The organism is Mesorhizobium prunaredense, assembly GCF_900156895.1.
Taxonomy (GTDB): Bacteria; Pseudomonadota; Alphaproteobacteria; order Rhizobiales; family Rhizobiaceae; genus Mesorhizobium; species Mesorhizobium prunaredense.
Window position 1 is genome coordinate 464,220 of the sequence record NZ_FTPD01000045.1, and the last position, 23,032, is coordinate 487,251.

Consider the following 23,032-nt stretch of genomic DNA (forward strand, 5'->3'; position numbering starts at 1 on the left):
CGGGACCTGGTAAGAGAGACATCGCAATCCGCATTACGCGGGACATTAGGTCGGGCATCGAACTTCTAGCGCCCGGTATAGCTTACACTCGTCGACTGGCCAGCCGCCACGACTACGCCGTCGATGACGAACGGATCGGTGGTGCTGCCGACCTCGACGCGGTAGGTGGCCGGCATAAGCGTGACCGCCCCCCCGCCGATGATACCGCTCGCCACCACCGAGCCGGCTCCATCCAAAACGCGGTAGGGCGCCGCTATCGCCGAACGAAACGAGTCGCCCAGTTCCTCAGCGTTGGCGGCGTCGAAATACTCCCCGCCGCCGGTCTTCGCCCATTTCTGAAACGTTTCCTTCAGGCCGGTATCGTCGACGGCGAAGCCGACGATGTTGACCCGCACGTCGAAACCCTGCGCGCGAAGGCTGACGATCTCGGCTTCCGGGTCACCGCCGCAGGTTTCCTCGCCGTCAGTGATAAGGATCACCGTCCGGAGGCCCTTGGCGTCGGCAAGATCGTCCGCCACGGCACGGAGCGATGCCCCGATCGGGGTTCGCGCCAGGTTCTTGGGCGTGATCTTTTTGATCTGCTTGACCAGGGTCCCAGGTTCGTGGGGCCCAAGCGGCGTCGCCAGCCTCGTTTCGCAGGACTCGGGCCGGTCGTCGCCGAACACGCGCATTGCCACGAATTGGCCGGGCGACAGCGTCTCGGTGGCCAGATCGGACAGCACCCGGCGTGCGATCTCGATCCGCCGCTCCCCGTTCAGACGCTGCAGCATGCTGCCCGAGGCGTCCAGAATGAGTTCGACGGCGCCGCTGGGCATCGCGGGTGTCTCCGGGTTCTTCGCGGCGATCGGCTCAACTTCCGGCTGCGAAGCCGCAACGACCTGAAGCGTTCCAGGCAACGGCGGTGCCTCGTTGCGCATGGCCGCAACAAGCCGGTAACGGGTCGGCCGCCGGAGCCACGCCGCGGCACGTTCCGATACGACGTCCATCTCGGCCTGGGTGCGCGCCGAGGCGTAGTGGCCGCCATTCACCGAGGCCATATCCTGCATCAGCTGCTTTTCCCTGCGCGGATCGTTGCCGGCACCGATATGGGCCGCGAAGATGCGCGGGCGCAGGCCTGCGAGATCGGCCCAGACGTCGGGCTGCCTGTCGAAGCCCGGCGTTTCGGCATCGGTGACGACAATTGCCGCCCGAACGCCGTGCCTCGCCTTGAAGGCCCCCAGGATGGAGGCAAGCGTTGCTTCGAGATCGCTCGAATCCTTCTGGTCGAGGCCGGGGCGGGCCAGCATCGCGCCTTCGAGCATCCAGGGCTGGTCGCTCCACTCCTTGAGTACGAAGGGCGATTCGAAATTCATGAAGTTCACAAATTCGCGCCCCGGCACCACACCGGCGGCAAAGGCCGCCAGCGCGTGGCGGATCATCGGCGCAAAGTGGGAGATGCTGGGGCTGGTGTCGTAGGCTATCGCCACGGAACGCTGGGGTTCGTGCACGCGGACCAGATACCGATGTCCGCCCTCGACCTCGGCCTCGAAATTCAGGCGATCGGCGGCCGAGGGGAGGAATTGGAGCGGCACCGTTCCTCCGGCCGCATCCTCTATCGCCATGTCGACATCGACCGTCGGCTCCGCGGCTGCGGTCAATGTTAGGCGGTTCATCCCCGCCGGAACATCGACGGCATACCAATCCTCGACTTCGTTCAGGCGGACCTCCCCGGAAACGGTCTTGCCTACGGGCAGCATCTCCGCCTTGTCCCGCGTGCCCCTGTTGGAAGCCGTCGCAAGAGCAGGGAGCGGAGGAATGGGATTTGAGGCTTCGAAGATCGCGTTGCGATTGTACTGGCCCCATTCGCCGAGGATCGACAGGTAGTCCGGGTCCGTCGGCCGCTCGAAGATCCGTAGCGCCTTCGGATAGACCCAGACCTTCTCCTGGTCGACCGCTTGCGTGGCCGTGAACCGCACGAAGCGGGCCCACACCGGTTGAGGCAGGGTCCAGTGCGCGGCGCCGCTGGCATCGGCATCGAGCGTCCAGACACCGAGATCCTGCCAAGGTCCGAGCGCCCCGTCGGTGCTCGTCGAAACCATGAGCTTGGTGAAGGCCTGCTGGTCGGCAGGCACGTCGCCCTGGACCCATTCGAGCGAGCGTATCTGGGCGGCGCGATTCTCGTGGAAGCCGACGGTCCATTCGGCCCTCCTGCCGGCGGGGATCTTCACCGGCACCGACCGGCTCGCCCCGAGCATGGCGCGCTCGTCTTCGGGCGAGGTGCCGACCACCATGTTGTTCCAGACCACATGGCCGCCGCGCTGCCAGTCAGCGATGTCGGCGGAAAGGCCCTGCGGCTCCCCCGGCACAGCGATCACCTTCCACTCGCTCAGACCGACAAGCCCGATGTTGTCGGCGTGATTGGTCTTGAGGCGCAGCTGCGCGGCGCGCGCCGCGACCGGTGCGTCGAGCAGGAAAGCCTGCTCGACCGGCAGCATGCTGAGCTGACCCGAAAGCGCAGGCCGGAATGTTACTCCATCTTCCGAGAGCAGAAGATCGAAATCCCTGAGTTGCTCGGCCGGATAGAGCCGACCCTCCGCTTGCGGGTGGATGGTGATGCCGGCGATGGTCCACGGATGATCCGTCCCGAACCGGTTCGTCACGACGTATGGCAATCGGGTGGCCTCAATCGCAAGGGCGCCGATCCTGGCGTCGCCTACCAGGCCGTCCTGCAGGACGGCGGGGTTCTCGTTACTTGCATCGCCCTCCGGCAGGTTGGCGGCGCCACCGAGAGCGGAACTGGCGACGTTGAAGCCGCCGAGGAGGCTTTTCGGCAACGGAAACGAAATCTCCTGCGCGACGGGGTCAGCGGTCGGGTCAGCGGTAAGGCCGGCGGTCGCCGTCACGCTGCTGCCGCCGGCAGCGGTTGCCCTTGCTACCAGGTCCACCCGTTGATTTGCCCAGGCATCCGGGGCGACGACCACGTCGAACGGCACGCTTTCCAGGGCGCCAGGCGCCAGCGCGATGCTTCGAACGCCAAGTTCGGGCCTATAGGCGAAGTGGCTACTGACGACGTCCACGGTCAGATCCAGCGCCGCCTGTCCGTTATTGGATATCTCGATGGCGCCCTTGACCCGCTGCCCGCGGATCCAGAAGGCGGCAACGGTGGGCTGGTCGAGCTTCAGCTTCAGTTCCAGCGGCAGTGGCGGAGCCGCCGGGGCAGGACGCGGCCCGTCGGCGAAGGAAATGCCCAGCGAATAAGGACCGTCTCCCTTGATCCCCAGACGAATCGGGTGCTCGGCTGGAAGCTCCGCCTCGAAGAGATGCGTGTCCGCCTGCCATGTGCCGGCAAGCGGCTCCAAGCCGTCGACGAGGCTGGGCTCGACGCTGCCCGTTACTTGGACGGTCATCTTCGTCGGCCGTTCCAGAAGCGGCAATGCGAACCAATCGGCATCCAGATAGGCAACGACCCTGCCTTCAACGGTGAGCGAGGGCGGCAGTTCGCGGGCCTGCGACGGCGTGTCGTTGGGCTCCAGATCGTCCGGCAGGACAAAAGGGTCGGCGCGAGTCATCTCGATCCGGTAGGGAGACGAACTGCGCCGTTCGGAGCGCAGCCGCACCATGTAGTCTCCCGGATCCAGAAGTGCGTCATAGAAATACGGCTCGCTCGACGTGCTGCCCTGCGGACGCTTCGGCGAAGGATATCCCCATTCGAGCTCGACGCCGATCTCATCGCCCGCCGCAGGCTCCACCTTCAGCCTTATATGGTCCGGCGCAAACAGCGAAAATCGATAGACGTCGCGGTCGGTGCTGTCGGAAAGCCGGCCGGTGCGGACCACGCCGAAATCAAGCCGTTGCGCCTGCGCGTCGATGTCGTTCGGTTCGCGCTCGGAGCTGAGGTCGGGAGGACCCATCGCGATGGCGGTCAGCGCATAGGCGCCGCCATTGCCGCTGATCCTGATCCAGTAGTCGCCAGGCAGCAGGAAGACGTCGCCGGCGCTCGCGCCTGCGATGCCCTCGATGCTTTCGCCCGAGCCGATCTCGGTCTGCTCGAAATTCGTCACGATGACGGAATCGACCCCGCGGCCCTCGGCCTTTATCGTCCACAATTGGGGCGGTCCCTCGACATGGAGGACGAACATGTCGATGTCGGCTCCGGCGAGCTGACCTTGAAGCGCGCTGCCGGGCTCGAGCGCATTGGCGAATTCCGGTCGCTCATTCGGCTCGGCCTCGGTGTTCTTTCGCCGCGCGCCGGCGATGCGCGCCGTCAGCGAATAAGGTTGGTCCGGATCAGCGCCGCCGCTGATCGAGACTCCGTAGCGTCCGGCGGGCAGTGCGATGTTCGAGAGTTCGACCTCGCCACCGCTGCGGCACTGGAGCTCGCCGCCCGTGGCGTTGGCGAGGCAAAGGTTCCGGTCGACACGGCTCTTGATCGCGATCGAGACGAGCTTGTCCTCAAGCGGCTTCCCAACATCCAGCACAAACACGTCGACGTCGCCACCCCGGCCGAGCCGGCCGACAGCGGCTCGGCCGAGCGCCAGGGCGGCGGCGGTCGCCAGTGTGTCGTTCGGCTCGGACTCGCGGCTCGGCACGCGCGGCCCGCCGGGAGACAGCTTGACTGTATAGGGCGTCACGCTATCAGAGGTCGGCGACAGCTTGAGAAGATATTCGCCGGCGGCAAAGCCGAGATCCGTGATCTGGAGCGGACGGTAGATGGTTGCGCCGGCGGTGAGGAGGCTTTGTCCGTCGGCCCTCATCAGCTCAGTCGAGATCCAGTGGCCGTGCGCTCCGTTGATTTCGACGTTCCAGTGGCGGCGCGCGCCGGCTTCCGGAATGGCGAAGCGGAAGAAATCAGGCTCGCCGTCGAGATCGCCGGAGACGATGGTCTCCGTCAGCAGCGGCGACGCCTGCTCGGCTGTATCGTTGGGTTCCGCTTCCCGCGCAGCCGCCACGGTCGCCGCCAACCGGACGCGGTAGGGGCTTGCGCCTTCGCTGAGCACGCTGATCAGATAGTCGCCGGGAATGGCCAGAAATTCCGGACTGCGCCCGCGGTAGGCGCCGTTCTCGGTGTCCAGGCGAAACAGCTCTGGGCCCTCCGACCGGGGCTCTCCGCCGGCGGCCGGCTTTATCGCCTGCACGATGATCCTGGAATTCCGATAACCGCCTTCGAAGCTCAGTTCCCAGCCATGCGCCCCTTCACGCTCCGGGATCGACCAGACGAAACGATCCTGCCTTGCCGGTTCGATCGCCCCCTCGAAACAGGCTGCTCCTGCGATGGACGCGGCTTGGTCGATCTGGTCGTTGGGCTCGATCTCGCTCGTGCATGCTTCCTGCGAAGCAGCGCGACCGCCGAGAAGGAGCAGGAAGGCCAGCGCGAACGCGCACCTGAAACCCAGCCGGGGTAAGCGCATCAATTCATCCCGATCCGTCCCGACGAACCTTCAGGTGGCATGCCATCTCATGGCCCCGAAATCACGGCGCACTGGCGTATCGGCCATTCGTCAAGTTGCAACGGCTCGCCGGTCACGCTGCTGGCCACGGTATAGCTCCGGCTGATGAACACCGTTGCCGACTTCGGATCGAGGGCCGTGATCTCATATTTCGCATCAATCCTCTGAGCGGTCGCCTCAGGCATGAGCTTCAGCCGGCACAGATTGCTGAGATAAGTCACGGCGCTGGCGTCGGTGGCCTGCATGTCCTGTTTCTTCAGCCCGTCGCCGAGGCATCTGTCCATGTCCGCAAGATTGGGCATTGGCGTTTCGGTCGGCCCCCAAGCTTGGATAGCGAACATGCCCGCGGACAGCTCGTGAAACGATGCCTGCAGGGTCGCCGTGCCGGAGGCGTCCTTGATCGAAAGCGTGTCAGCGGCAAAGCCGAAGACAAGCTCGGGCAAGCCGGCATCCGCCGGGCAGTCGATGGCGATCTCTGCGGCGGAAAGAGCGCCGCTGAGAAAGAGACCTGCAATCCCAGCCGCGGCCCCGATGGCTTTCCCGCTCACCGGGCGCATCCGAGACACCTCCTGAAGTTTCGAACTTGTTCCTGGACATTCAATCCAGCTGCCAACCGGCGATGGCACACTAATCGCATGTCAGGCTGCCGTCCCTGTTGCTGACGGTTCCGGAGCAATCGCCAATGTCAAGGGTGCTCGCGATCCATGTGCCGTTGATTTTTCCGCATGTCGCCCGCAGGAGCGGCCCCTTCATGCTCCATTCCCGGCAACTCGCTGCCCAGCTCCCATTCGGCATCTGGACAGCATCGCTCCGGTCGCAAGCGAGATGGCCATCAATATTGGAGACGGTGCTCCTCTTGCGGCAGTCTGCCAGATTGAGAGAGGTTTTGACGAACGTCCCGTTGATCTTGCCGCACGTGGCCCGCAGCACCGAACCGCGCATGCTTGGATTGGAGCAGGACTGGGACCAGCTTCCGCGCGGGAATTTCTCACTTGCCGCAGAGGCATCGATGAACGCGAATGTAAGAACGCAGAGCGTCAAAACCGCGTTTCGATGGATTGTGGTACGCATGAGGTTCTTTCCTTCGAATTGAGGGAGTTCCCTTGATCGTTGCAATCAGTGGCGGAAAACGCCAACTCCTTGGCACGGCCTCCGCTCAGAGGCACCCTCGCTGCTTTTCCGCGCGCTTACTATCGTATGAATGTATGATACCAATGGTATTGCCCGCGTTGGCCCCGCTGCGTTCAGGAGAAGAGTAAAGCCAGGTGGCTTGACCGCGCCGAGCACAGGGCGTTGCATTGGAGAGCATGATGACGATGGCGTCACCATCGGAACGTGCATTGTCGGCGCTGATAGGATCGGTTTACGACTGCGTGCTCGATCCTTCTCGGTGGGAACAGGCACTCGCTGATATTGCGCTCGCGCTCGGCTGCGAAAAGGCAATTCTCTCGCTGAATGATCTCGGGCACGATCGTGTCCTGATCAAGAAGAGCTTTGGCTGGGAGCCGTACTGGCTTGGACTAAGGGAGACACATCTTCCCGAGATTCACAGTGCAGTGTCCGAATGGTTGCTGCGTAAGGCCTCTCTTGAGGAGCCCTTCATCGCCTCTAGGCATATCCCGGCAAGTTACATGGAGGTTTCTCCCTATGTGCGGGAGTGCTTGAGCCCCCAGGGAATAGTCGATATCGCGCATTTTTTCCTGATTTCCACGCCCACCCATTTCTCGGAATTGGTGCTTGGCTGGCAAGATCCGCATGGCGCCATGACGGAAGGCGAAGTCGAACTGGGAGCATTGCTGCTACCGCATCTCCGACGCGCAGTGACTATCAGTAACGTCCTCGACATCGGTACGATCGAGCGGACCCGGATGGCTGAAACGTTCGACGCACTTCGGTACGGAGTGATGCTGACAAACGGACGCGGGGCAGTCCTCCATGCGAACCGTTCAGCAGAGCGCATGTTGCGAAATGGCAGTCCGATCGGGATACTCGGCGGTACTCTCCACGCCAAATACCGGGCGGCCAACAATGAACTCTCCAAGGCCATATTTTTGGCAGCTCAAGATGAGTCAAAGATCGGGGAGGCTGGGATTGCCATTCGACTTACCGAGATCGGCGTGCGACCGGTCTACGCGCATGTCCTTCCACTGGCCCGAGGCGACATACGCACACAGTTGCAGCCCGAGGCAGTTGCGGCTGTGTTCATCGACGCAGCACCGGCGACACAGGCTGGAGCGGATTTCACCGCCGCCGCTTTTGGGCTTACAGAAGCAGAAGCACGAGTGATTTCAAACCTGCTTGCAGGGCGCACATTATTCGAGACTGCAGCCGATCTCGGCATTGCGCGAACCACCGCGAGAACACATCTCAGCAACATCTTCCAGAAGACCGGCGTCTCGCGACAGGCCGAGCTAGTGCGGCTTGCAATGCAGGCGGTTCCGCCTTCGCGATGTTCCGATTCATAGGCCGTCGGACTCCGACAGCCATATCAAACGGGTCCCCTCACGCCGCCCCAAAGCTGACTGGCAGGCAAGGCCCAGCATGACCGTCTCGCAATCTGCACTGCAGCGGTCTCAACAGGAACCGTCCAAATGCACCGTACTTTCCTGCGAATCTTAGCGACAATGTTGATTGCCTGGGGTGTCGGCTACGCTGCCGGCTACGCGCAGGCGCAAAATCCGCTCATCATCACGGCACCAGTCTCCGGTCAGACTATTGATGGGACGCTCTCCTTTTCCGGGACGGCTGCTGTCAACAGTATCACACGGCGCGGAACTATTCGCGGGCAGACCGATACCGGGGTCGAATGCCGAGGGACAACTACCACCAACCTTACCTTTTCGCGTGGAGAAGGAACGATGGTTTGCGGGCAACTCTCAACCCGATTCGTGTTCTCGCTGACCAGCAGACAACCTCCAGCTGGCGCAGGAACGGGAACCCTTTCCGATGGGCGAAAAGTGGTCTTGAGAATAGGACGATGACCCCAAAGCGACAGGCACGCCCTCTATCGAGAAGTGGCGAGCTGAAGAATTGATGTCCGTGGTGCTGGATCTATCACTCTTGCTAAAGCCGATGGAAGCCGAGCCGATCGATGACCTCCCGCGCCGAAAAAAGAAGCCAGTCAAGGCGCAGCCATAGCGATTTAACGGGTGGAGGCAACGCCTTCTCAGGGCGCACGTGGCTTTCACCCGTTTGGCCCAGTTGCCTGAACGGCTTGGTCCCGCCGCGGGCTTCGAGTTTGGGCAAATGCCGACAACGTCGCGCGATCCTGCGAGTTGCGTCTACCGCAATGCGCCAGCGCTCCGACAGACCTTGTTTTTCGGGACAACCGAGCTAAGCGGTCACCGCTTCAATGAGACTGACCCCGGCTGCAGTCGGAATGACCCGATTCAAGGAGAGCCCGGCCGATGCCAGGAGCGCCGCATACTCAGCCTTGCTTCGCTCGCGTCCCCCGGGCGTAAGCGCCAACATCTGAAGGTCGAGCAGCTTACTCCACGACGGCTCATTGCGACCCGCGAGGACGTGCTCGACCAAAACCAGCCGAGCCCCCTCCCGCATCGCCGCGCGGCAGTTTCTAAGGATCACACGGGCGCGCTGATCATCCCAGTCGTGGACGACCTTCTTGAGCAAGTAGAGCTCGCCGCCTGCCGGAACCTGCTCAAAAAAGTCGCCAGCCACTATATCGCAACGGGCCGTCAGTTTTGCTTCGTCGAAGAGTTTGGTCGCGGTGCGGATGACATGCGGGAGGTCGAATAAAATGCCTCGACAAGGGGTGACCAGCCCGAGGATCGCGGCGAGTTGAGAACCGCGGCCGCCCCCCACGTCGACGATTGTACCATCAGGCCAGTCGTAGGCAGAGGCTACAGCGGGTTCCTCCAGCCGGCTCCGGCTTGTCATCGCCGCATCGAAAGTCCGAGCATCATCGTCATGTTCGGCGAAATACTGGAAGACCCGCTTGCCGAACACGTGTTCGAACGCCGGCTCTCCGGTCCGGACGCTATGCATCAACTCGCCCCAGGCGCGCCAGTGCTAATCCGAGCCAAACATCAGAATGTAGGGCAGCACGGTGGAGGGTGTGTCGCTTCGAAGGCATTCGGCAATCGGTGTCAGTTCGAAGTTGCCGTCCCATCCTCCGCAAACACCCCTACGCCCGTAAGGGCTCGAAGGATGCGGTAGAGAGCGTCAGGATGCACCTCCACGATCTCAGCGAGCTGAGGGGCCGATCGCGGGCCGTTCGCAAGCAGACCGCTATGCCAAGCTTGGCGGCGACAAAGAGGGCCTGGGAGAGCCAGTACCCGGTCGCGATGTCGATCAGAGTCATCGGCGTCGCGGACGCGGTCGGCGCGGACTTTTCCTGATTGCGCATATTCGGCCCCCTCTGCAGCGTCTCATCATTTTAACAGAACTCTACCGGGCTAGGAACGCATAGACCTGATGGACACAGCTCAAGACCCCATCAACTTCCGCTTTGAGGCCAGGCCTCGCCGTAGGACTTTCTCAGACGAAGGGCAGAGAAGGGTCAATTCTCCCGGTTGTGGAACAAGAAGGTGCGCCAACAGCGGCTGTGTGAGGCGACATCTGTGAACGCCCGGTGCCGATGATGCAAAGCGGTCGTTCGTTCTCCGCCAGGCGCACTACCAGGCGAACCGACTCTTAGCCGACTTTCAATTGTGCATCGATTTGGCTGCTCCAGTGCCGAACTCGTCGTCGTTTCGAAGCGCGGTTGGTCGCCGGCGCCGATCTGCTAAACTCCCCGCAGAAATGGAGCGAAGCAGATTGGCGGTTTTGATATGCGCCAAAAGAGGTGGTCTGTCGCGGACGTGGCGAGGGAACTCGAACGAGGCCGCAAGTCCTACAAACGGCATGCCTGGGCCGATGCCTACCAAGCACTCTCGCTCGCCGATAAAGTGGTTCCGCTGGCCGTCGAGGATCTCGAGCTGCTGGCGATGTCGGCGTATATGATCGCTCGGGATGACGACTATCTGAGAGCGCTTGACCGTGCCTACCACGTCTATCTGAATGCGGGCGAAAGTGTGCGCGCGGTTCGCTGCGCCTTCTGGCTGGGTTTGCGCCTGCTCTTTAGAGGAGAGACGGGCCGCGCGACCGGATGGCTCGCCCGTGCCAAGCGGCTTATCGAATGCGAGGAGCGCGATTGCGTTGAAGCGGGCTACCTGCTGTTGCCGGTGGTGCAGCAGCATATCGACGCCGGGGAATGGGAGGCCGCGTATGCCGCCGCGGGCAATGCCGCCGAGATCGGCGATCGCTTCGCAGAGGCAGACCTGATCGCCTGCGCCCGCCACCTGCAGGGCTTGGTTCTGATGCAACAGGGGCAGGTCGAGCAGGGGCTCAGGCTGCTAGACGAGACCATGCTCGCGGTCACAGCTGGGGAGCTGTCGCCGCTGGTCACGGGTTTGATCTATTGCAGCGTGATCGACGGCTGTCAGCAGGTATACGCGGTGGACCGTGCCCGCGAATGGACGACCGCCCTTGCGCGGTGGTGCGAGGCACAACCCGAGATGGTCAGCTTTACCGGCAAGTGCCTGGTGCATCGCGCGGAAATCATGCAGCTGCACGGCGCCTGGCCGGAAGCGCTCGTGGAGGCGCGCCGCGGCTGCGAGCGTTTCGAAAAGGGCATCGATCCTCAGCGCCCCGCCTCGGCCTTCTATCAATTAGCGGAGATACACCGACTCCAGGGCGACTTTACAGCGGCCGAGGAGGCATACCGGAGCGCGAGCCGTTGGGGCTGGGAACCGCAGCCAGGCTTGGCCTTGTTACGGATGGCGCAAGGACGCGTTGAGATTGCGGCGGGAGCGATCCGACGCGTCGTCAGTGCTACTACCGACCCATTGCAGCTGGCAAGGCTCTTGCCCGCCTGTGTCGACATCATGTTGGATGCGGGCGAAATCGAGGATGCTCACGCTGCCTGCCAGACACTAAAGGAAATAACTGATCGCTTCGACACGGGCCTTCTTGGTGCGATCGCTGCCCACGCCCAAGGCGCTGTGGAACTGGCCGAAGGCGACGCTCAGGCTGCGCTGGGCTCGCTGCGCCGAGCTTTGCAGGGGTGGGAACAGGTCAAGGCGCCGTACATGACCGCACGCACGCGTTTGCTGGTGGGGCTGGCCTGCCGCGCTCTGGCGGACGAGGAAGGAGCAAGTTTGGAACTGGATGCGGCCTGCGCCGTGTTCGAACAGTTGGGAGCCGTGCCGGATCTCGCCCGGCTTGAATCGCTTACAAAGGATCCACTGTCCGCTCATCCCCACGGACTGACGCCGCGTGAGTTGCAGGTCCTTCGGCTGATTGCCACCGGCAGGACCAATAAGGTTATCGCCGCCGAGCTGTTCTTGAGCCAGCGGACAGTCGACAGGCACGTAAGCAACATCTTCACCAAGCTCACCCTTCCTTCGCGGGCGGCCGCGACGGCCTACGCATACGAGCACAAGCTGATCTGAATCGATCGGCCAACTGGGCGAAACTACCCATGCGGCGGTTGGCGCAAATTGGGTGATTTTGCCGAAGCGGCGCTGTGGCGATCCGTCCTAACGTCGATTTGAGGATCAACACCGTAGATACGAGCAGGAGGACGCCATGTCCGAGATACAAGCGCGGATGGCCGCTCAGGAGCCAGCAGAAGGGCATCGCGGTCGCCGGTTTGTCGGCAAGCAGGCTCGTGAACGGCTGCTGGCGGAGATGCCTGTCACCGAGCGACGGCTGGAACTGGCTGGCATTCCGACCGCCGTGCTGGAAGGCGGAGACGGCCAGCCAATCGTCCTGCTGCATGGACCGGGAGAGCACGCGGCCAAGTGGATGCGGGTCATCCCGGACCTGGTGACGACACATCGCGTGGTCGCCCCCGACTTGCCGGGTCACGGAACGACTGATCTACCTGACGGCCCGCTGAGCACCGATCGCGTACTCGCGTGGCTCGGCGAACTGATCGAGCGAACCTGCTCGATGCCGCCGACGCTGGTGGGGCAAATTCTTGGCGGCGCCATAGCAGCCCGCTTCGCCAGCCGCCAGAGCGACCGACTCAGCCGGCTCGTTCTTGTCGACACGCTCGGCCTGGGGTCATTCCAGCCGACGCCGGAGTTCGGGCTCGCCTTGACCGACTTCATGGCGGGACCGACCGAGGAGACGCACGACAGGCTCTGGCGCCAATGCGCCTTCGATCTGGACCGCATGCGTGATCGGATGGGTGAGAGCTGGGAGTGGTTGAAGGCATACAACCTCGATCGTGCCCGCGCGACGAACTTGCACGCGGCGCAGCACAGCCTCATGACGCAGTTCGGGATGCCCGCGATCCCGCCAGCGGACCTCATGCGGATCACGGTTCCCACGACTCTGATCTGGGGCAGGCACGACCTCGCGACGCAGCTGGCGATCGCCGAGTCAGCGAGCACCCGCTACGGATGGCCGCTACATGTGATCGAGAACGCCGCCGACGATCCTCCCATCGAGCAGCCCGAAGCTTTTCTGCGGGCGTTGCGCGAGGCGCTCGAAACTTCGACCGGACGGGGGAACGTCACATGAACATGAGCGCCATCGACATCGCTGGTCTCGAGGGCGGGCGCGTCAACCTGACCTCAAAGCAGCTCGACGAATTGGAGGCGCGCCTCGAGGGGCCGCTGCTGCGCCCCGGCGATGAGGGCTGGGATGATGCTGTACTGATCTGGAACGGCATGGTGGCCAAGGTCCCGGCGCTCGTGCTCCAACCGACTTCGGCCCACGACGTCGCCGCGGCCGTGGGATTCGCACGTGACCACCGGCTGCTCCTTAGCGTGAAGGGCGGAGGCCACAACATCGGCGGAACTTCTATCACCGAGCGCGGCTTGGCGCTCGATATGACCCGCATGCGCGACGTCACAGTCATACCCAATGCCAAGCTCGCGCACGTCGGGCCCGGGTGTCTGCTCAAGGACGTCGACCGCGCGACACAGAAGCACGGGCTGGCAACAGTGCTCGGCTTCATATCCGAGGTTGGCGTCAGCGGCTTGACCCTCGGCGGCGGCTTGGGATACCTGACGCGTCGGTTCGGTTGGACGGTCGACAACCTCGAGGAGGTCGAGATCGTCACTGCGGACGGCGAGATCCGCACCGCCAACCGCCATGAGAATGCCGACCTGTTCTGGGCGATCCGTGGCGCCGGTGCCAACCTCGGCGTTGTCACCCGGTTCACCTTCCACCTGCACGAAGTCGGCCCGACCGTCTACGGCGGACTCATCGCCTGGCCCTTCGACCGGGCCGAAGAGATCCTCCGAGCCTACAGAAGGATCACCACCGAAGCGCCCCGGGAACTGGCCGTGTGGCTGAACCTCCTCCGTGCCCCGGCGGCGCCCTTTGTGCCAGAGCAGTGGCACGGGGAGCGGACCTGCGCGCTGGTCGTCTGTTACAGTGGCGACCTGGGCAACGTCGACGAGGTGCTCGCACCCATGCGGGCGTTGTCCGACCCCGTCGTGGATCTGCTTCAGGAGCAGCCCTATACGCAAGTGCAGTCCTACCTCGACGCGGCAGAGCCGAAGGGCAACCACTACTACTGGAAGACCGAGTATGCCGCCGAGCTGAGCGACCGCCTCCTGTCGACCTGGCGGGACTTGGCCGCCGCGTGTCCCATCCCGGAAGCGCAGCTGGGAATCCTCCACCTCGGTGGAGCCCTCAACGAGCACGACGGGGACGACGGGGCCGTCGGGAACCGGGACGCCCGCTATGCCTGCGGCGTGATCGGCATCTGGAAGCCGGACGAACCCGAGGCGGACACGTTCCCGCAATGGGTCCGCGACGCATGGAAACGGATCCGACCCTTCTCAACCGGCGGCAACTACATCAATTTCCAGACCGCCGACGAGGACGAGGAGCGCATCTGGGCGACGTACGGCGCCAACTTCGACCGTCTTGTCGAGGTCAAGAAGAAGTACGACCCGGACAACGTGTTCCGCTCAAACCGGAACATCGCGCCTCGAACCCGAGCCGGGAATGCGTGAGCGAACCACGGCGTCGAACAAAGATCGAGGTCTATTTCATTGAGGCGGGCACGGACCCGCTGGTCGCTCGCGTTCATTCGAGCATGTCCGGAGCACGGCTGATGGACGATTTCCGCAACCGGTTCCACGTTCGCGCACGCTTCCTGAGATCTTCGGCGATTGAGGATGCAGAAGTCCTGTGCGAATGTCCTCTCCCAACGCAAAACGATACAACGTATCCTCAAGCGGCTGGAGTGAATGACGGCTCGTCACCACCAATCCGAACCTTCGATGTGGTGCGACTGAACGGCCGATAGGGGTCATGGGCGTGAATTCGGCCGGTGGCGAACGAACTTCCGCCAAGGGGTCAACTTGCGTCGTCAAATGCCCGAGAAGGTCTGAACTCGGTCGTTCAGAATGATTGGGTTCTGACCCTCAGCCACAGACTCTATTTTCCTTTTCTTGTTTGACCACGATCTTTTCCGAAAAACCGATTCCTACTTTTCGCTGACGCGGTCCTTCGGTTCGGGATCATGGTCTACTCCGCCGCAACCCCCTTCACCTCGAGATAAGATTCCATCGAATCGTCCATCGCCTGCAGCCACGGCGTATGGTGCAGCGGCGCCATCGTGCCGGTCATCAGCGAGCGGTAGGCGTGGTCGCGGAAGCTCATGATGTCTTGCGCCTTGTGGTGCTCCCATTCCATGAAGGTCTGATTTGTCGCCTCGACGTCAAATCCCGGATAATCGGTCTGCTCCATCAACTCCTTGGTGTAGTCGCCCTGGAACCAGATCATCTGCTCGGCGTCTTCCAGCGTTTCCTCGCGCGCCCGCCATCTCCTGCCATGTTCCGCCATCACTTCTGCCCAGGGCAGTTCGATGCGGCCCATGATGACGTCGCGCGCGAACCAGGCCTGCGCGTCGAACATGTTGAAGGTGTAGAACTGGTCCTGCATGCCGATATAGGACAGCTGTGGGTTCTTCTCCCAGACGACGCCCTCATAGAGCCCGTCCGGCCACATGCGATTGGCGGTCTTGAGCTTCAGATCCTCGGTGAGGAACGGGAAGGAATGGAGGTAGCCGGTGCACAGGATGATGGCGTCGACATCCCTGGTGCTGCCGTCCTTGAAATGCGCGGTCTTGCCGACGACCTTCTGCAGCAGCGGCACTTCCTTCCAGTTGTCAGGCCATTTGAAGCCCATCGGCTTCGAGCGGTAGCTGGAGGTGATCGATTTGGCGCCGTATTTGTAGCATTGCGAGCCGATATCCTCGGCCGAATAGGAGCGGCCGATGATCAGGATGTCCTTGTCCTTGAATTCCATGGCGTCGCGGAAATCATGGCTGTGCAAGATGCGGCCATTGAAGCTCGTAAAGCCCTCGAAATAGGGAACGTTGGGTACGGAAAAATGCCCCGAGGCAACAACGACGTTGTCGAACTCTTCGGAATAGGTGACGTCGTTGGTGCGGTCATGCGCGGTGACGGTGAATTTTTTTGTCGCGTCGGAGAAGGTCACCATGCGCACCGGGCTGTTGAAGCGCACCCATTTGCGCACGTCGGATTTTTCGACGCGGCCCTTGATATAGTCCCACAGCACCGCGCGCGGCGGGTAGGAGCCGATCGGACGGCCAAAGTGCTCCTCAAACGTGTAGTCGGCGAATTCGAGGCATTCCTTCGGTCCGTTCGACCAGAGGTAGCGGTACATCGAGCCATGCACCGGGTCGCCATGCTCGTCGAGGCCGGTGCGCCAGGTGTAATTCCACAGGCCGCCCCAGTCGGACTGCTTTTCGAAGCAGACGATTTCCGGAATGTCCGCGCCGTTGTCGGCTGCCGACTTGAAGGCTCGAAGCTGGGCCATGCCGGACGGTCCGGCTCCGATGACGGCAACACGACTTTTCATTGCGAGCCTCCCGATCTCTCATTTCCCTAACGAAACAAATTTCACTGACAGGACAGTAATTGCCCCTTCGATGCTGTCAACAGGCGTTCTGCCGAAACCGCGTTTCACCCGATCTGATTTTCGGCCACGGCGGAAAGTCCGGAGAACGCGCGGTCGTCAAAAGCGGCTTGCTGTGGCAGTTGCGCTCATGTACCCGCAGCGAATATGTTCACCGTGAGTGAAATAGATCCGCAGACCCCGGGGTGGCGACATGGCGAAGAAAGCTTCCAGTTTCAGGAATGGTGTCGCCGCCAAGGCCAAGCCATCGCCGAAGAGCGTGGCAACGATCCGGACGCCACTGACCCAGGACCCGCACGCCGTTCGCGACACCCGCGAAAAGGTCCTTGAGGTGGCAATCGGCCGCGAGGTGCGGGCGTTTCGCAAGAAACTTGGCATCACTGTTGCCGATCTTGCCGCTGCCACCGACATTTCGCTTGGCATGCTGTCGAAGATCGAAAACGGCATCACCTCGCCGTCGCTGACCACTTTGCAGGCGCTGTCGCGGGCGCTCGGCGTTCCGGTCACCGCCTTCTTCCGCCGCTTCGAGGAAGAGCGCAGCGCCGTCTTCGTTAGGGCTGGCGAAGGCCTCGACGTCGAGCGCCGCGGCACGCGCGCCGGCCACCAGTACAATCTGCTCGGCCATATCGGCTCCAACACCAGCGGCGTCGTCGTCGAGCCCTATCTGATCACGCTGACCGAGGATTCCGATGTGTTTCCGACCTTCCAGCACGAAGGCATGGAGTTCCTCTACATGCTCGAAGGCGAGGTCGTTTACCGGCACGGCAGCAATCTCTATCCGATGAAGCCCGGCGACAGCCTGTTCTTCGACGCCGATGCGCCGCACGGGCCGGAGGTGCTGACGGTCCTGCCGATGCGCTATCTTTCGATCATCTGCTATCGGCAGAGCAGCGCGGGGTGAGCGGGACGCAAGCAGCCCCCCTCACCCGGATTGCCAACCGAATTGCGAAGGGCAATTCGGGGCAATCCGACCTCTCCCCAAGGGGAGAGGAGATTGGCGGCGCCGGTGCCTACCTCTTCTCCCCAGCGGGGAGAAGGTGGCCGCGAAGCGGCCGGATGAGGGGGACTTGCTTAATCCGGCCCGAAGCCCGGCGATGTCGGGCTGCCGTTGTCGAGCTTCGACAGCCATTCGACCAGCGTCGCGCGATAGCGCGTCAAGCCTTTGTAATTGGCGAGTTCTTCGGGAAGGTCGCGGATGACGCGGTGCAGGCGGCGCGCCCATTTCGGCTGCGTCACCAGTTCGTCCATCTTGATCAGGTAGCAGCGGATCGGGAAGACGATGCCGTTCGAGCGCGGCAGCCGCCAGAAGCTTTGCAGCTCAACGCGCAGATGGACCTTGTCGCCGACGTTTTCGGGCGTCACCGTTGCCCGGTCCGGACCCCATTTGTGATAATTTTCCGGACTGGTGTCGAGGCGCGGATTGATGGTCATCGTCCAGTTCAGCCGCCGCGCCGGCTTGCCCTGCTGGATGTTGGTGAGGAATTTTAGCGCCCGGGTGAAAATCCCCTTCTCATGCGCCAGAGGCACCGGCGCGTGCCACTCGAAGAAGTTCATGCCGATGTCGAAATCGAGCGACCAGTCGGCCTGGGTGGTGACCATGCCGGCATCCATCCACAGATTGCCGTCGCGCTGGTCGAGGATGCAGAAATCGCCTTGTGATTGCCGCGTGATGTATTCCATCGGCCCATAGGGCAGCGTCGAGACATCGCCGAAGGTGAAGCTGTCGTCGATGCCGAGCGGCCGGTTTATCCAGCGCCATTTGTCGCCGTCGCGCGTCAGCGTGAAATGCTCGGGATAGCCCAGCGCCTGCTGTTCCATCAGAAGTTCGAGCAGGTCCCAGCCGGCCAGCGTCATGTGCGGCAGCGACTGGCAGCGCAGCGGGTCTTCCGCCAGCACCAGCGCGCGGTCCCGCATCTCGGCGACATAGTGCTCGTCGACGTCGATCAGGTTTTCGAGCACGCTGCCCTTCGGCCCGACGACGTGCGGCTCGATGTTGACCGCATACATGTAGCTGTCTTCGTGGAACGGGAACGGAAACCGCCTGATGTGCTCCGGGCTGTTCCTGAAGCTGAAGTCGTTACGGAACGTTTCGTTACGAAAGGTGATGCCCAGGCTCGCCTCCTATCTTTCCAGAACCAGCGATCTGCCCTCGAAGCGCGAGACGCAGGGCATGATCTTCTTGCCGCAACGGTGCTCTTCCTCGCTCAGCCAGTGGTCGTTGTGGATGAAGTTGCCGTCATGCGCGATGACATTGGTTTCGCACTGGCCGCAGACGCCGCCGCGGCAGAGATAGGGCGGATCAACGCCGGCCGCCTCGATCGCCTCGAGCAGGCTCTGCTGCTCGCCGACGCGGATCGTCTTGCCGCTGACCGCCAACGTCACGTCGAACGGCGCGCCGGGCTGCGGGGCGGCAAAATGCTCGAAATGCACGGTTTCCGTCGGCCAGCCGAGCGCAGCGGCGCGATCGCGCACCCAACCGATCATGCCCGACGGGCCGCAGACGTAGAGATGCGTGCCGAGCGGCTGCGACGACAGCAGCCGGTCGAGCTCGATGCGCTCGTCGCGGTCGTCGTGATATAGCCTGACCCGGCGGTCGTAGCGCTCCCTGAGCAGATCGGCATAGGTGCCGAGCGAGGCGGTGCGGCAGGTGTAATGCAACTCGAAATTGCCGCCATCCGCCGCCAGCTGCGCGGTCTGCGCCATGAACGGCGTGATGCCGATGCCACCGGCCAGCATCAGATGCTTCCTGGCGCGCAGGTCGAGCGAGAACAGATTGACCGGATAGCTGATCACCATCTCGATGCCGGGCCTGACATGCCTGTGCATGAACAGCGAGCCGCCGCGGCCGACATCGTCGCGGCGCACCGAAATCGTGTACTCGCGCGTGTCGAGCGGCGAGCCCATGAGCGAATAGGGGTTGAGCCTAGTCCGCTCGCCGTCGCGCATCTCCACCACAACATGAGCGCCGCCGGAAAATGTCGGCAAAAGCTGCCCGTCGCGCCGGCGGAAATGGAAGCGCGTGACCAGTTCGTTGACCGGGACGACATCGCTCACCACGACGTCGAGCTTGGTGGTGCCGGTGCTCATCGAAAGATCTCCTCCGTCGGAGGAATTTCGCTGCGGTCTTCCGCATTGATGCAGACGCCCTGGAATGCCGCGAGGCGCCTGGAATAGTGATCGCGTACCAGAAGAAGCAGGCCACAATGCGAACAGGTCGCCGGCTGCGTCGTCACGTTTTCGGTGATGCCCTTGCAATGGACGCATTGGACGCGGCGCGCCAGCGAGCCGCGATGCTCGGTCTGGATCGAGGTGTGGTCGATGCCGGCTTCGAGCGCCACCTGCATGGCCTGGCCGATCAACCCTTCCGTGCCGGCGAGATAGAGGCGCAGGCCCATATGCGCGTTGGCCAGCGTCTGCTTCAGCCGCGGCAGGGCGCTGGCGAAGGAAGGTCCCTGGTAGAGCTGAGCCGGCTTCAGCGCTTCGAGCGCGGCGACATGCTGGCCCTCATTGCCGGGGATGAAAATGATGTGAGCATCGGCAAAAAAACCGTCGGGCGCCTTGGCGGCCAGGTCTGTTATCGCCAGCGCGCCTTCTGCATCCGCCACGAAAAGATGATGCTTGCCGGGCTGCGGCGACAGGGTCCCGTAGACCGGCCGGCTGATGATGCTTTTCGCTGCCATCCTCTCAGTATGCCTCAGCCTTTCGCCGTACGCTTGGTCTTCTTCGGATCGTCGAATGGAAGCGGCTCGGCCGTTGCGCTGATAGCGCCGCTCTGGTTGCGGATCTCGAGCCTGGTGCCCTGGACGGCGCAGTTGACGTCGAGCCGGGCAATGCCCATCGATTTCTGGACCAGCGGCGAATACATGGCGCAGGTCACCACCCCGACCCTTTTTCCGTCGCGATAGACCGGTGCGCCCTCGTCGGCCGGCTCCTTGCCTTCGAGCAGCACGCCGAAGATCTTGAAGCGTTCCTTGCCCTTGAGGCGGTAGTGCTCCTCGGCGCCGCGAAACCCTGTCTTGCCGGGGCTGACGGTGAAATCGAGGCCGAGTTCCCACAGCGTGTCGCCGGGGCCTTCGTTCTCGAACGGATATTTCTGCGAATTGTCGTAGGGGTAGAACAAGAGGTAGCTCTCGACGCGCAGCATATCGAGCGTGGTGAACCGGCACGGGATGATGCCGGCGCTCTTGCCCTCGTCGAGGATGGTGTCCCAGATCGCGCCGGCATCCTGGCCGCGGCAGAAGATCTCGTAGCCGCGCTCGCCGGTGTAGCCGGTGCGCGAGATCATCACCGGAAGACCGAACAGCCGGGTCTGCATATGATGGAAATAGGCGAGGTCGCGTATGCCCGGTACATGCTTTGCCAGATAGTCGACGGCGATCGGTCCCTGCAGCGAAAGGTCGTGCAGATTGTCGTCGAAGCGCAGCGAGACATCGCGGCCCATGGCGGCGCGCTGCAACTCCTCATGGCCGGTGCCCGAACCATGCACGACCATCCAGGCATTCGGGCCGGTGCGGTAGAGGATGCAGTCGTCGGTGAACTTGCCGGCCTCATTGAGCATGCAGGCATAGGCCGACTTGCCGGGATAGATCTTTTCCACGTCGCGCGTCGTCGCCAGGTCGATCAGATGCGAGGCATGCGGCCCGGTGATGTGGACCTTTTTCAGGCCCGACACATCCATCAGCCCAGCATTGGTGCGAATGGCGATATACTCCTCGTCGGCGTCCTTATCGTAGGTCCAGGCGGTGCCCATCCCGCTCCAGTCTTCGAGCTTCGAACCGAGCGCACGATGGCGATCCGCCAAGGTCGAAAATCTCCAGGATGCGGTCATGGACTTGCTTCTCCTCACAAGATTGCCGGCGTTCGCCGCTCAAGGGCACCGAGGCCATGCGACGGTCCGCGCCATATTGACTCAAAACTCCAAAAGCGCGCAATACTAAGATGCAAAAAGTTTTACTGAGAGGCAAGGAACGCAACTGAACGGAGGGGACATGCAATGGAAGGGAATCTCAACGCTCTAACGACCATTTTCACGGAGTTCTACTACTGGGTGACCATCGTCATGATGTTCCTGATCCATGTCGGGTTCTGCATGTATGAGGTCGGCGTGTCGCGTCGGCGCAATCATCTGAAAACGCTGATGAAGAACGCGATGGCGATTCCGCTCGTCACGATCACCTTCTATTTTTTCGGCTGGTGGATCTATTTCGGCTTCCCCAACGGCCCGGGCATCGCCGGCGGACTTGTCACCGCACCATTTGCCGAACCATGGAATCCGCTGATGGGCACCCATCTCTCCGGTGTCAATCCAGGCGAGACGGGGGTCACCCCTACCGACGCCGCGCTGTGGCATCGCCTCAACGGCGTGTTCTGGGGCGCCTTTCTGCTGTTTTCCATCACGACGGCGTCGATCATCTCGGGCTCGATCATAGAGCGCGCGCGCTCTGGTGCGTTCTGGATCGTCGCGGTGTTGATCGGCTCGGTCCTGTGGATACTCGACGCGTCCTGGGGCTGGCATCCGCAAGGCTGGATGGTGAAACTCTGGGGCTATCATGATGCCTATGCATCGGGGGTCGTGCACGCGATCGCCGGCGGAGCGGCGCTCGCCTTTCTCATCGTGCTGGGTCCGCGCATCGGCAAGTTCAGGCCCGACGGCACGGCGCGCGACATCCCGCCCCACAATGTCTGGCTGGTCACGATCGGCCTGTTCCTGATCTTCACCGGCTTCTGGGGCTTCTATGCCGCGTGCAACATTCCGCTGATCAGCCCGGCCACGATTGCCGGCCAGATCACCGGCGAGACCTGGACGGCGACCAATATCTATCTCGCACCGACCACGCTCTCGGCGATCACCTTCAACTTCCTGATGTCGCTGTCGGGCGGTATGCTGGCCGGCTACATCGTCTCGAAAGGCGACCCGTTCTGGACGTTCTCGATGGGGCTTTGCGGCGTTATCTCAACGTCGGCCGGCAACGACCTCTATCACCCGATCCAGGCGATGCTGATCGGCGCGATCGTCCCGAGCATCTGCTACAAGCTGCACTATTTCGTCGAGCGCCGCTTCAAGATCGATGATGCGGTCGGCGCTGTTGCCGTGCATGGTTACGGCGGGTTCCTCGGCGTCGTGGTGGCGGGATTCATGCTGTGGGGACAGCCGTCCTCACCCTATGAGGGCTTCGCGCACATCAACCCGCTCGGCAATTTCGCTGGTGCGGTGCTGATGTTCGTGCTCGGCTTCGTCCCCACCTTCGTCGTCTGCAAGATCCTCAACAGCATGAACCTCCTGCGCGTACCGAAGAAGGTCGAACTCGAGGGCGTCGACTTTGCCCTCAACCATGCGTTCGAGGCGTCGGTCCGCGAACTGGCAACCGCCGAAAAGGCCATGATCAAATAGTCAACCGACAAGGAGAACCGCAATGTCGACCAATGGAATGGAAAGCTGGGCCGTGGACCTCAAGGACGTGGGCGCGATCTACCCTTTCCAGGGCTCTGAAGTGGTGATGGTGATCGTCGGCCTCGTCTTCTGGATCGGGTGGCACGTCCTCCAGACGCGCCACGAGAGCGCTGAGATCGAGGCCGATATGGCGGCGGATCGCAGCGGGGATGAGACGAGAAAAGCGATCGACCGCCATTAGACCGGAATAAGGTCGTCTGGCGTCTCAAATTGCGCCGGACGACTTGTCCAAGATGAAAAAAAC

General features: G+C 62.6%; 16 protein-coding genes. 7 read left to right on the top strand and 9 right to left on the bottom strand.

Going from position 1 to position 23,032, the window contains the following annotated elements:
* Window positions 1-65 precede the first annotated feature (65 nt).
* The 3 genes from BQ8794_RS26070 to BQ8794_RS37470 form a co-directional block, all read right to left on the bottom strand.
* Complete coding sequence (locus BQ8794_RS26070) at window positions 66-5,387, bottom strand: VWA domain-containing protein (protein ID WP_077381442.1); 5,322 nt, start codon at window positions 5,385-5,387, stop codon at window positions 66-68.
* Between the two features lie 47 nt (window positions 5,388-5,434).
* Window positions 5,435-5,974 carry a hypothetical protein gene (locus BQ8794_RS26075; RefSeq protein ID WP_143744685.1) on the bottom strand — a complete coding sequence of 180 codons (540 nt, stop codon included), beginning with the start codon at window positions 5,972-5,974 and terminating at the stop codon, window positions 5,435-5,437.
* A gap of 79 nt (window positions 5,975-6,053) precedes the next feature.
* Window positions 6,054-6,497, bottom strand: a complete 444-nt coding sequence (locus BQ8794_RS37470) for a CVNH domain-containing protein (protein ID WP_077381444.1) — start codon at window positions 6,495-6,497, stop codon at window positions 6,054-6,056.
* A gap of 239 nt (window positions 6,498-6,736) precedes the next feature.
* Between BQ8794_RS37470 and BQ8794_RS26085 the strand changes: the two genes are divergently transcribed.
* Entirely contained in the window at window positions 6,737-7,891 is a 1,155-nt protein-coding gene (locus BQ8794_RS26085; protein ID WP_210189864.1) for a helix-turn-helix transcriptional regulator, read from the top strand.
* 868 nt (window positions 7,892-8,759) lie between these two features.
* Here the strand turns inward: BQ8794_RS26085 and BQ8794_RS26090 are convergent.
* Window positions 8,760-9,431, bottom strand: coding sequence for a methyltransferase (locus BQ8794_RS26090; RefSeq protein WP_077381446.1), 672 nt, complete (start codon window positions 9,429-9,431; stop codon window positions 8,760-8,762).
* 785 nt (window positions 9,432-10,216) lie between these two features.
* On the opposite strand from BQ8794_RS26090, the gene BQ8794_RS26095 reads away from it, so the two are divergent.
* The 3 genes from BQ8794_RS26095 to BQ8794_RS26105 all read left to right on the top strand — a co-directional run bounded on the left by BQ8794_RS26095 (window position 10,217) and on the right by BQ8794_RS26105 (window position 14,404).
* Window positions 10,217-11,878, top strand: coding sequence for a helix-turn-helix transcriptional regulator (locus BQ8794_RS26095; protein WP_077381447.1), 1,662 nt, complete (start codon window positions 10,217-10,219; stop codon window positions 11,876-11,878).
* A gap of 136 nt (window positions 11,879-12,014) precedes the next feature.
* Window positions 12,015-12,956, top strand: a complete 942-nt coding sequence (locus BQ8794_RS26100) for an alpha/beta fold hydrolase (protein WP_077381448.1) — start codon at window positions 12,015-12,017, stop codon at window positions 12,954-12,956.
* Window positions 12,953-14,404, top strand: a complete 1,452-nt coding sequence (locus BQ8794_RS26105; RefSeq protein WP_077381449.1) for an FAD-binding oxidoreductase — start codon at window positions 12,953-12,955, stop codon at window positions 14,402-14,404. The genes BQ8794_RS26100 and BQ8794_RS26105 overlap by 4 nt, the downstream gene beginning before the upstream one ends.
* A gap of 517 nt (window positions 14,405-14,921) precedes the next feature.
* On the opposite strand, the gene BQ8794_RS26110 is transcribed toward BQ8794_RS26105, so the two are convergent.
* A complete protein-coding gene (locus BQ8794_RS26110) occupies window positions 14,922-16,280 on the bottom strand; it encodes an NAD(P)-binding domain-containing protein (RefSeq protein WP_077381450.1) in 1,359 nt (452 codons plus the stop codon).
* Window positions 16,281-16,530: 250 nt separating this feature from the next.
* Between BQ8794_RS26110 and BQ8794_RS26115 the strand changes: the two genes are divergently transcribed.
* On the top strand, window positions 16,531-17,238 hold the full coding sequence (locus tag BQ8794_RS26115) for a helix-turn-helix domain-containing protein (RefSeq protein WP_077381451.1): 708 nt from the start codon (window positions 16,531-16,533) through the stop codon (window positions 17,236-17,238).
* A gap of 170 nt (window positions 17,239-17,408) precedes the next feature.
* Here the strand turns inward: BQ8794_RS26115 and BQ8794_RS26120 are convergent, their stop codons facing one another.
* The 4 genes from BQ8794_RS26120 to BQ8794_RS26135 are packed head-to-tail and all read right to left on the bottom strand — an operon-like array spanning window position 17,409 to window position 21,165.
* Window positions 17,409-18,449: a heme-dependent oxidative N-demethylase family protein gene (locus BQ8794_RS26120; protein WP_077381452.1), complete on the bottom strand. Its 1,041-nt coding sequence runs from the start codon at window positions 18,447-18,449 to the stop codon at window positions 17,409-17,411.
* Between the two features lie 9 nt (window positions 18,450-18,458).
* On the bottom strand, window positions 18,459-19,424 hold the full coding sequence (locus tag BQ8794_RS26125) for a PDR/VanB family oxidoreductase (RefSeq protein ID WP_077381453.1): 966 nt from the start codon (window positions 19,422-19,424) through the stop codon (window positions 18,459-18,461).
* Entirely contained in the window at window positions 19,421-20,017 is a 597-nt protein-coding gene (locus BQ8794_RS26130; protein WP_077381454.1) for a dimethylamine monooxygenase subunit DmmA family protein, read from the bottom strand. Before BQ8794_RS26130 ends, BQ8794_RS26125 begins: the two co-directional genes overlap by 4 nt.
* 14 nt (window positions 20,018-20,031) lie before the next feature.
* Window positions 20,032-21,165, bottom strand: coding sequence for an aminomethyl transferase family protein (locus BQ8794_RS26135; RefSeq protein WP_077381455.1), 1,134 nt, complete (start codon window positions 21,163-21,165; stop codon window positions 20,032-20,034).
* A 165-nt stretch (window positions 21,166-21,330) separates the two neighbouring features.
* Between BQ8794_RS26135 and BQ8794_RS26140 the strand changes: the two genes are divergently transcribed.
* Window positions 21,331-22,728 carry an ammonium transporter gene (locus tag BQ8794_RS26140; RefSeq protein ID WP_077381456.1) on the top strand — a complete coding sequence of 466 codons (1,398 nt, stop codon included), beginning with the start codon at window positions 21,331-21,333 and terminating at the stop codon, window positions 22,726-22,728.
* Between the two features lie 22 nt (window positions 22,729-22,750).
* Window positions 22,751-22,969, top strand: coding sequence for a hypothetical protein (locus BQ8794_RS26145; RefSeq protein ID WP_077381457.1), 219 nt, complete (start codon window positions 22,751-22,753; stop codon window positions 22,967-22,969).
* Window positions 22,970-23,032 lie beyond the last annotated feature (63 nt).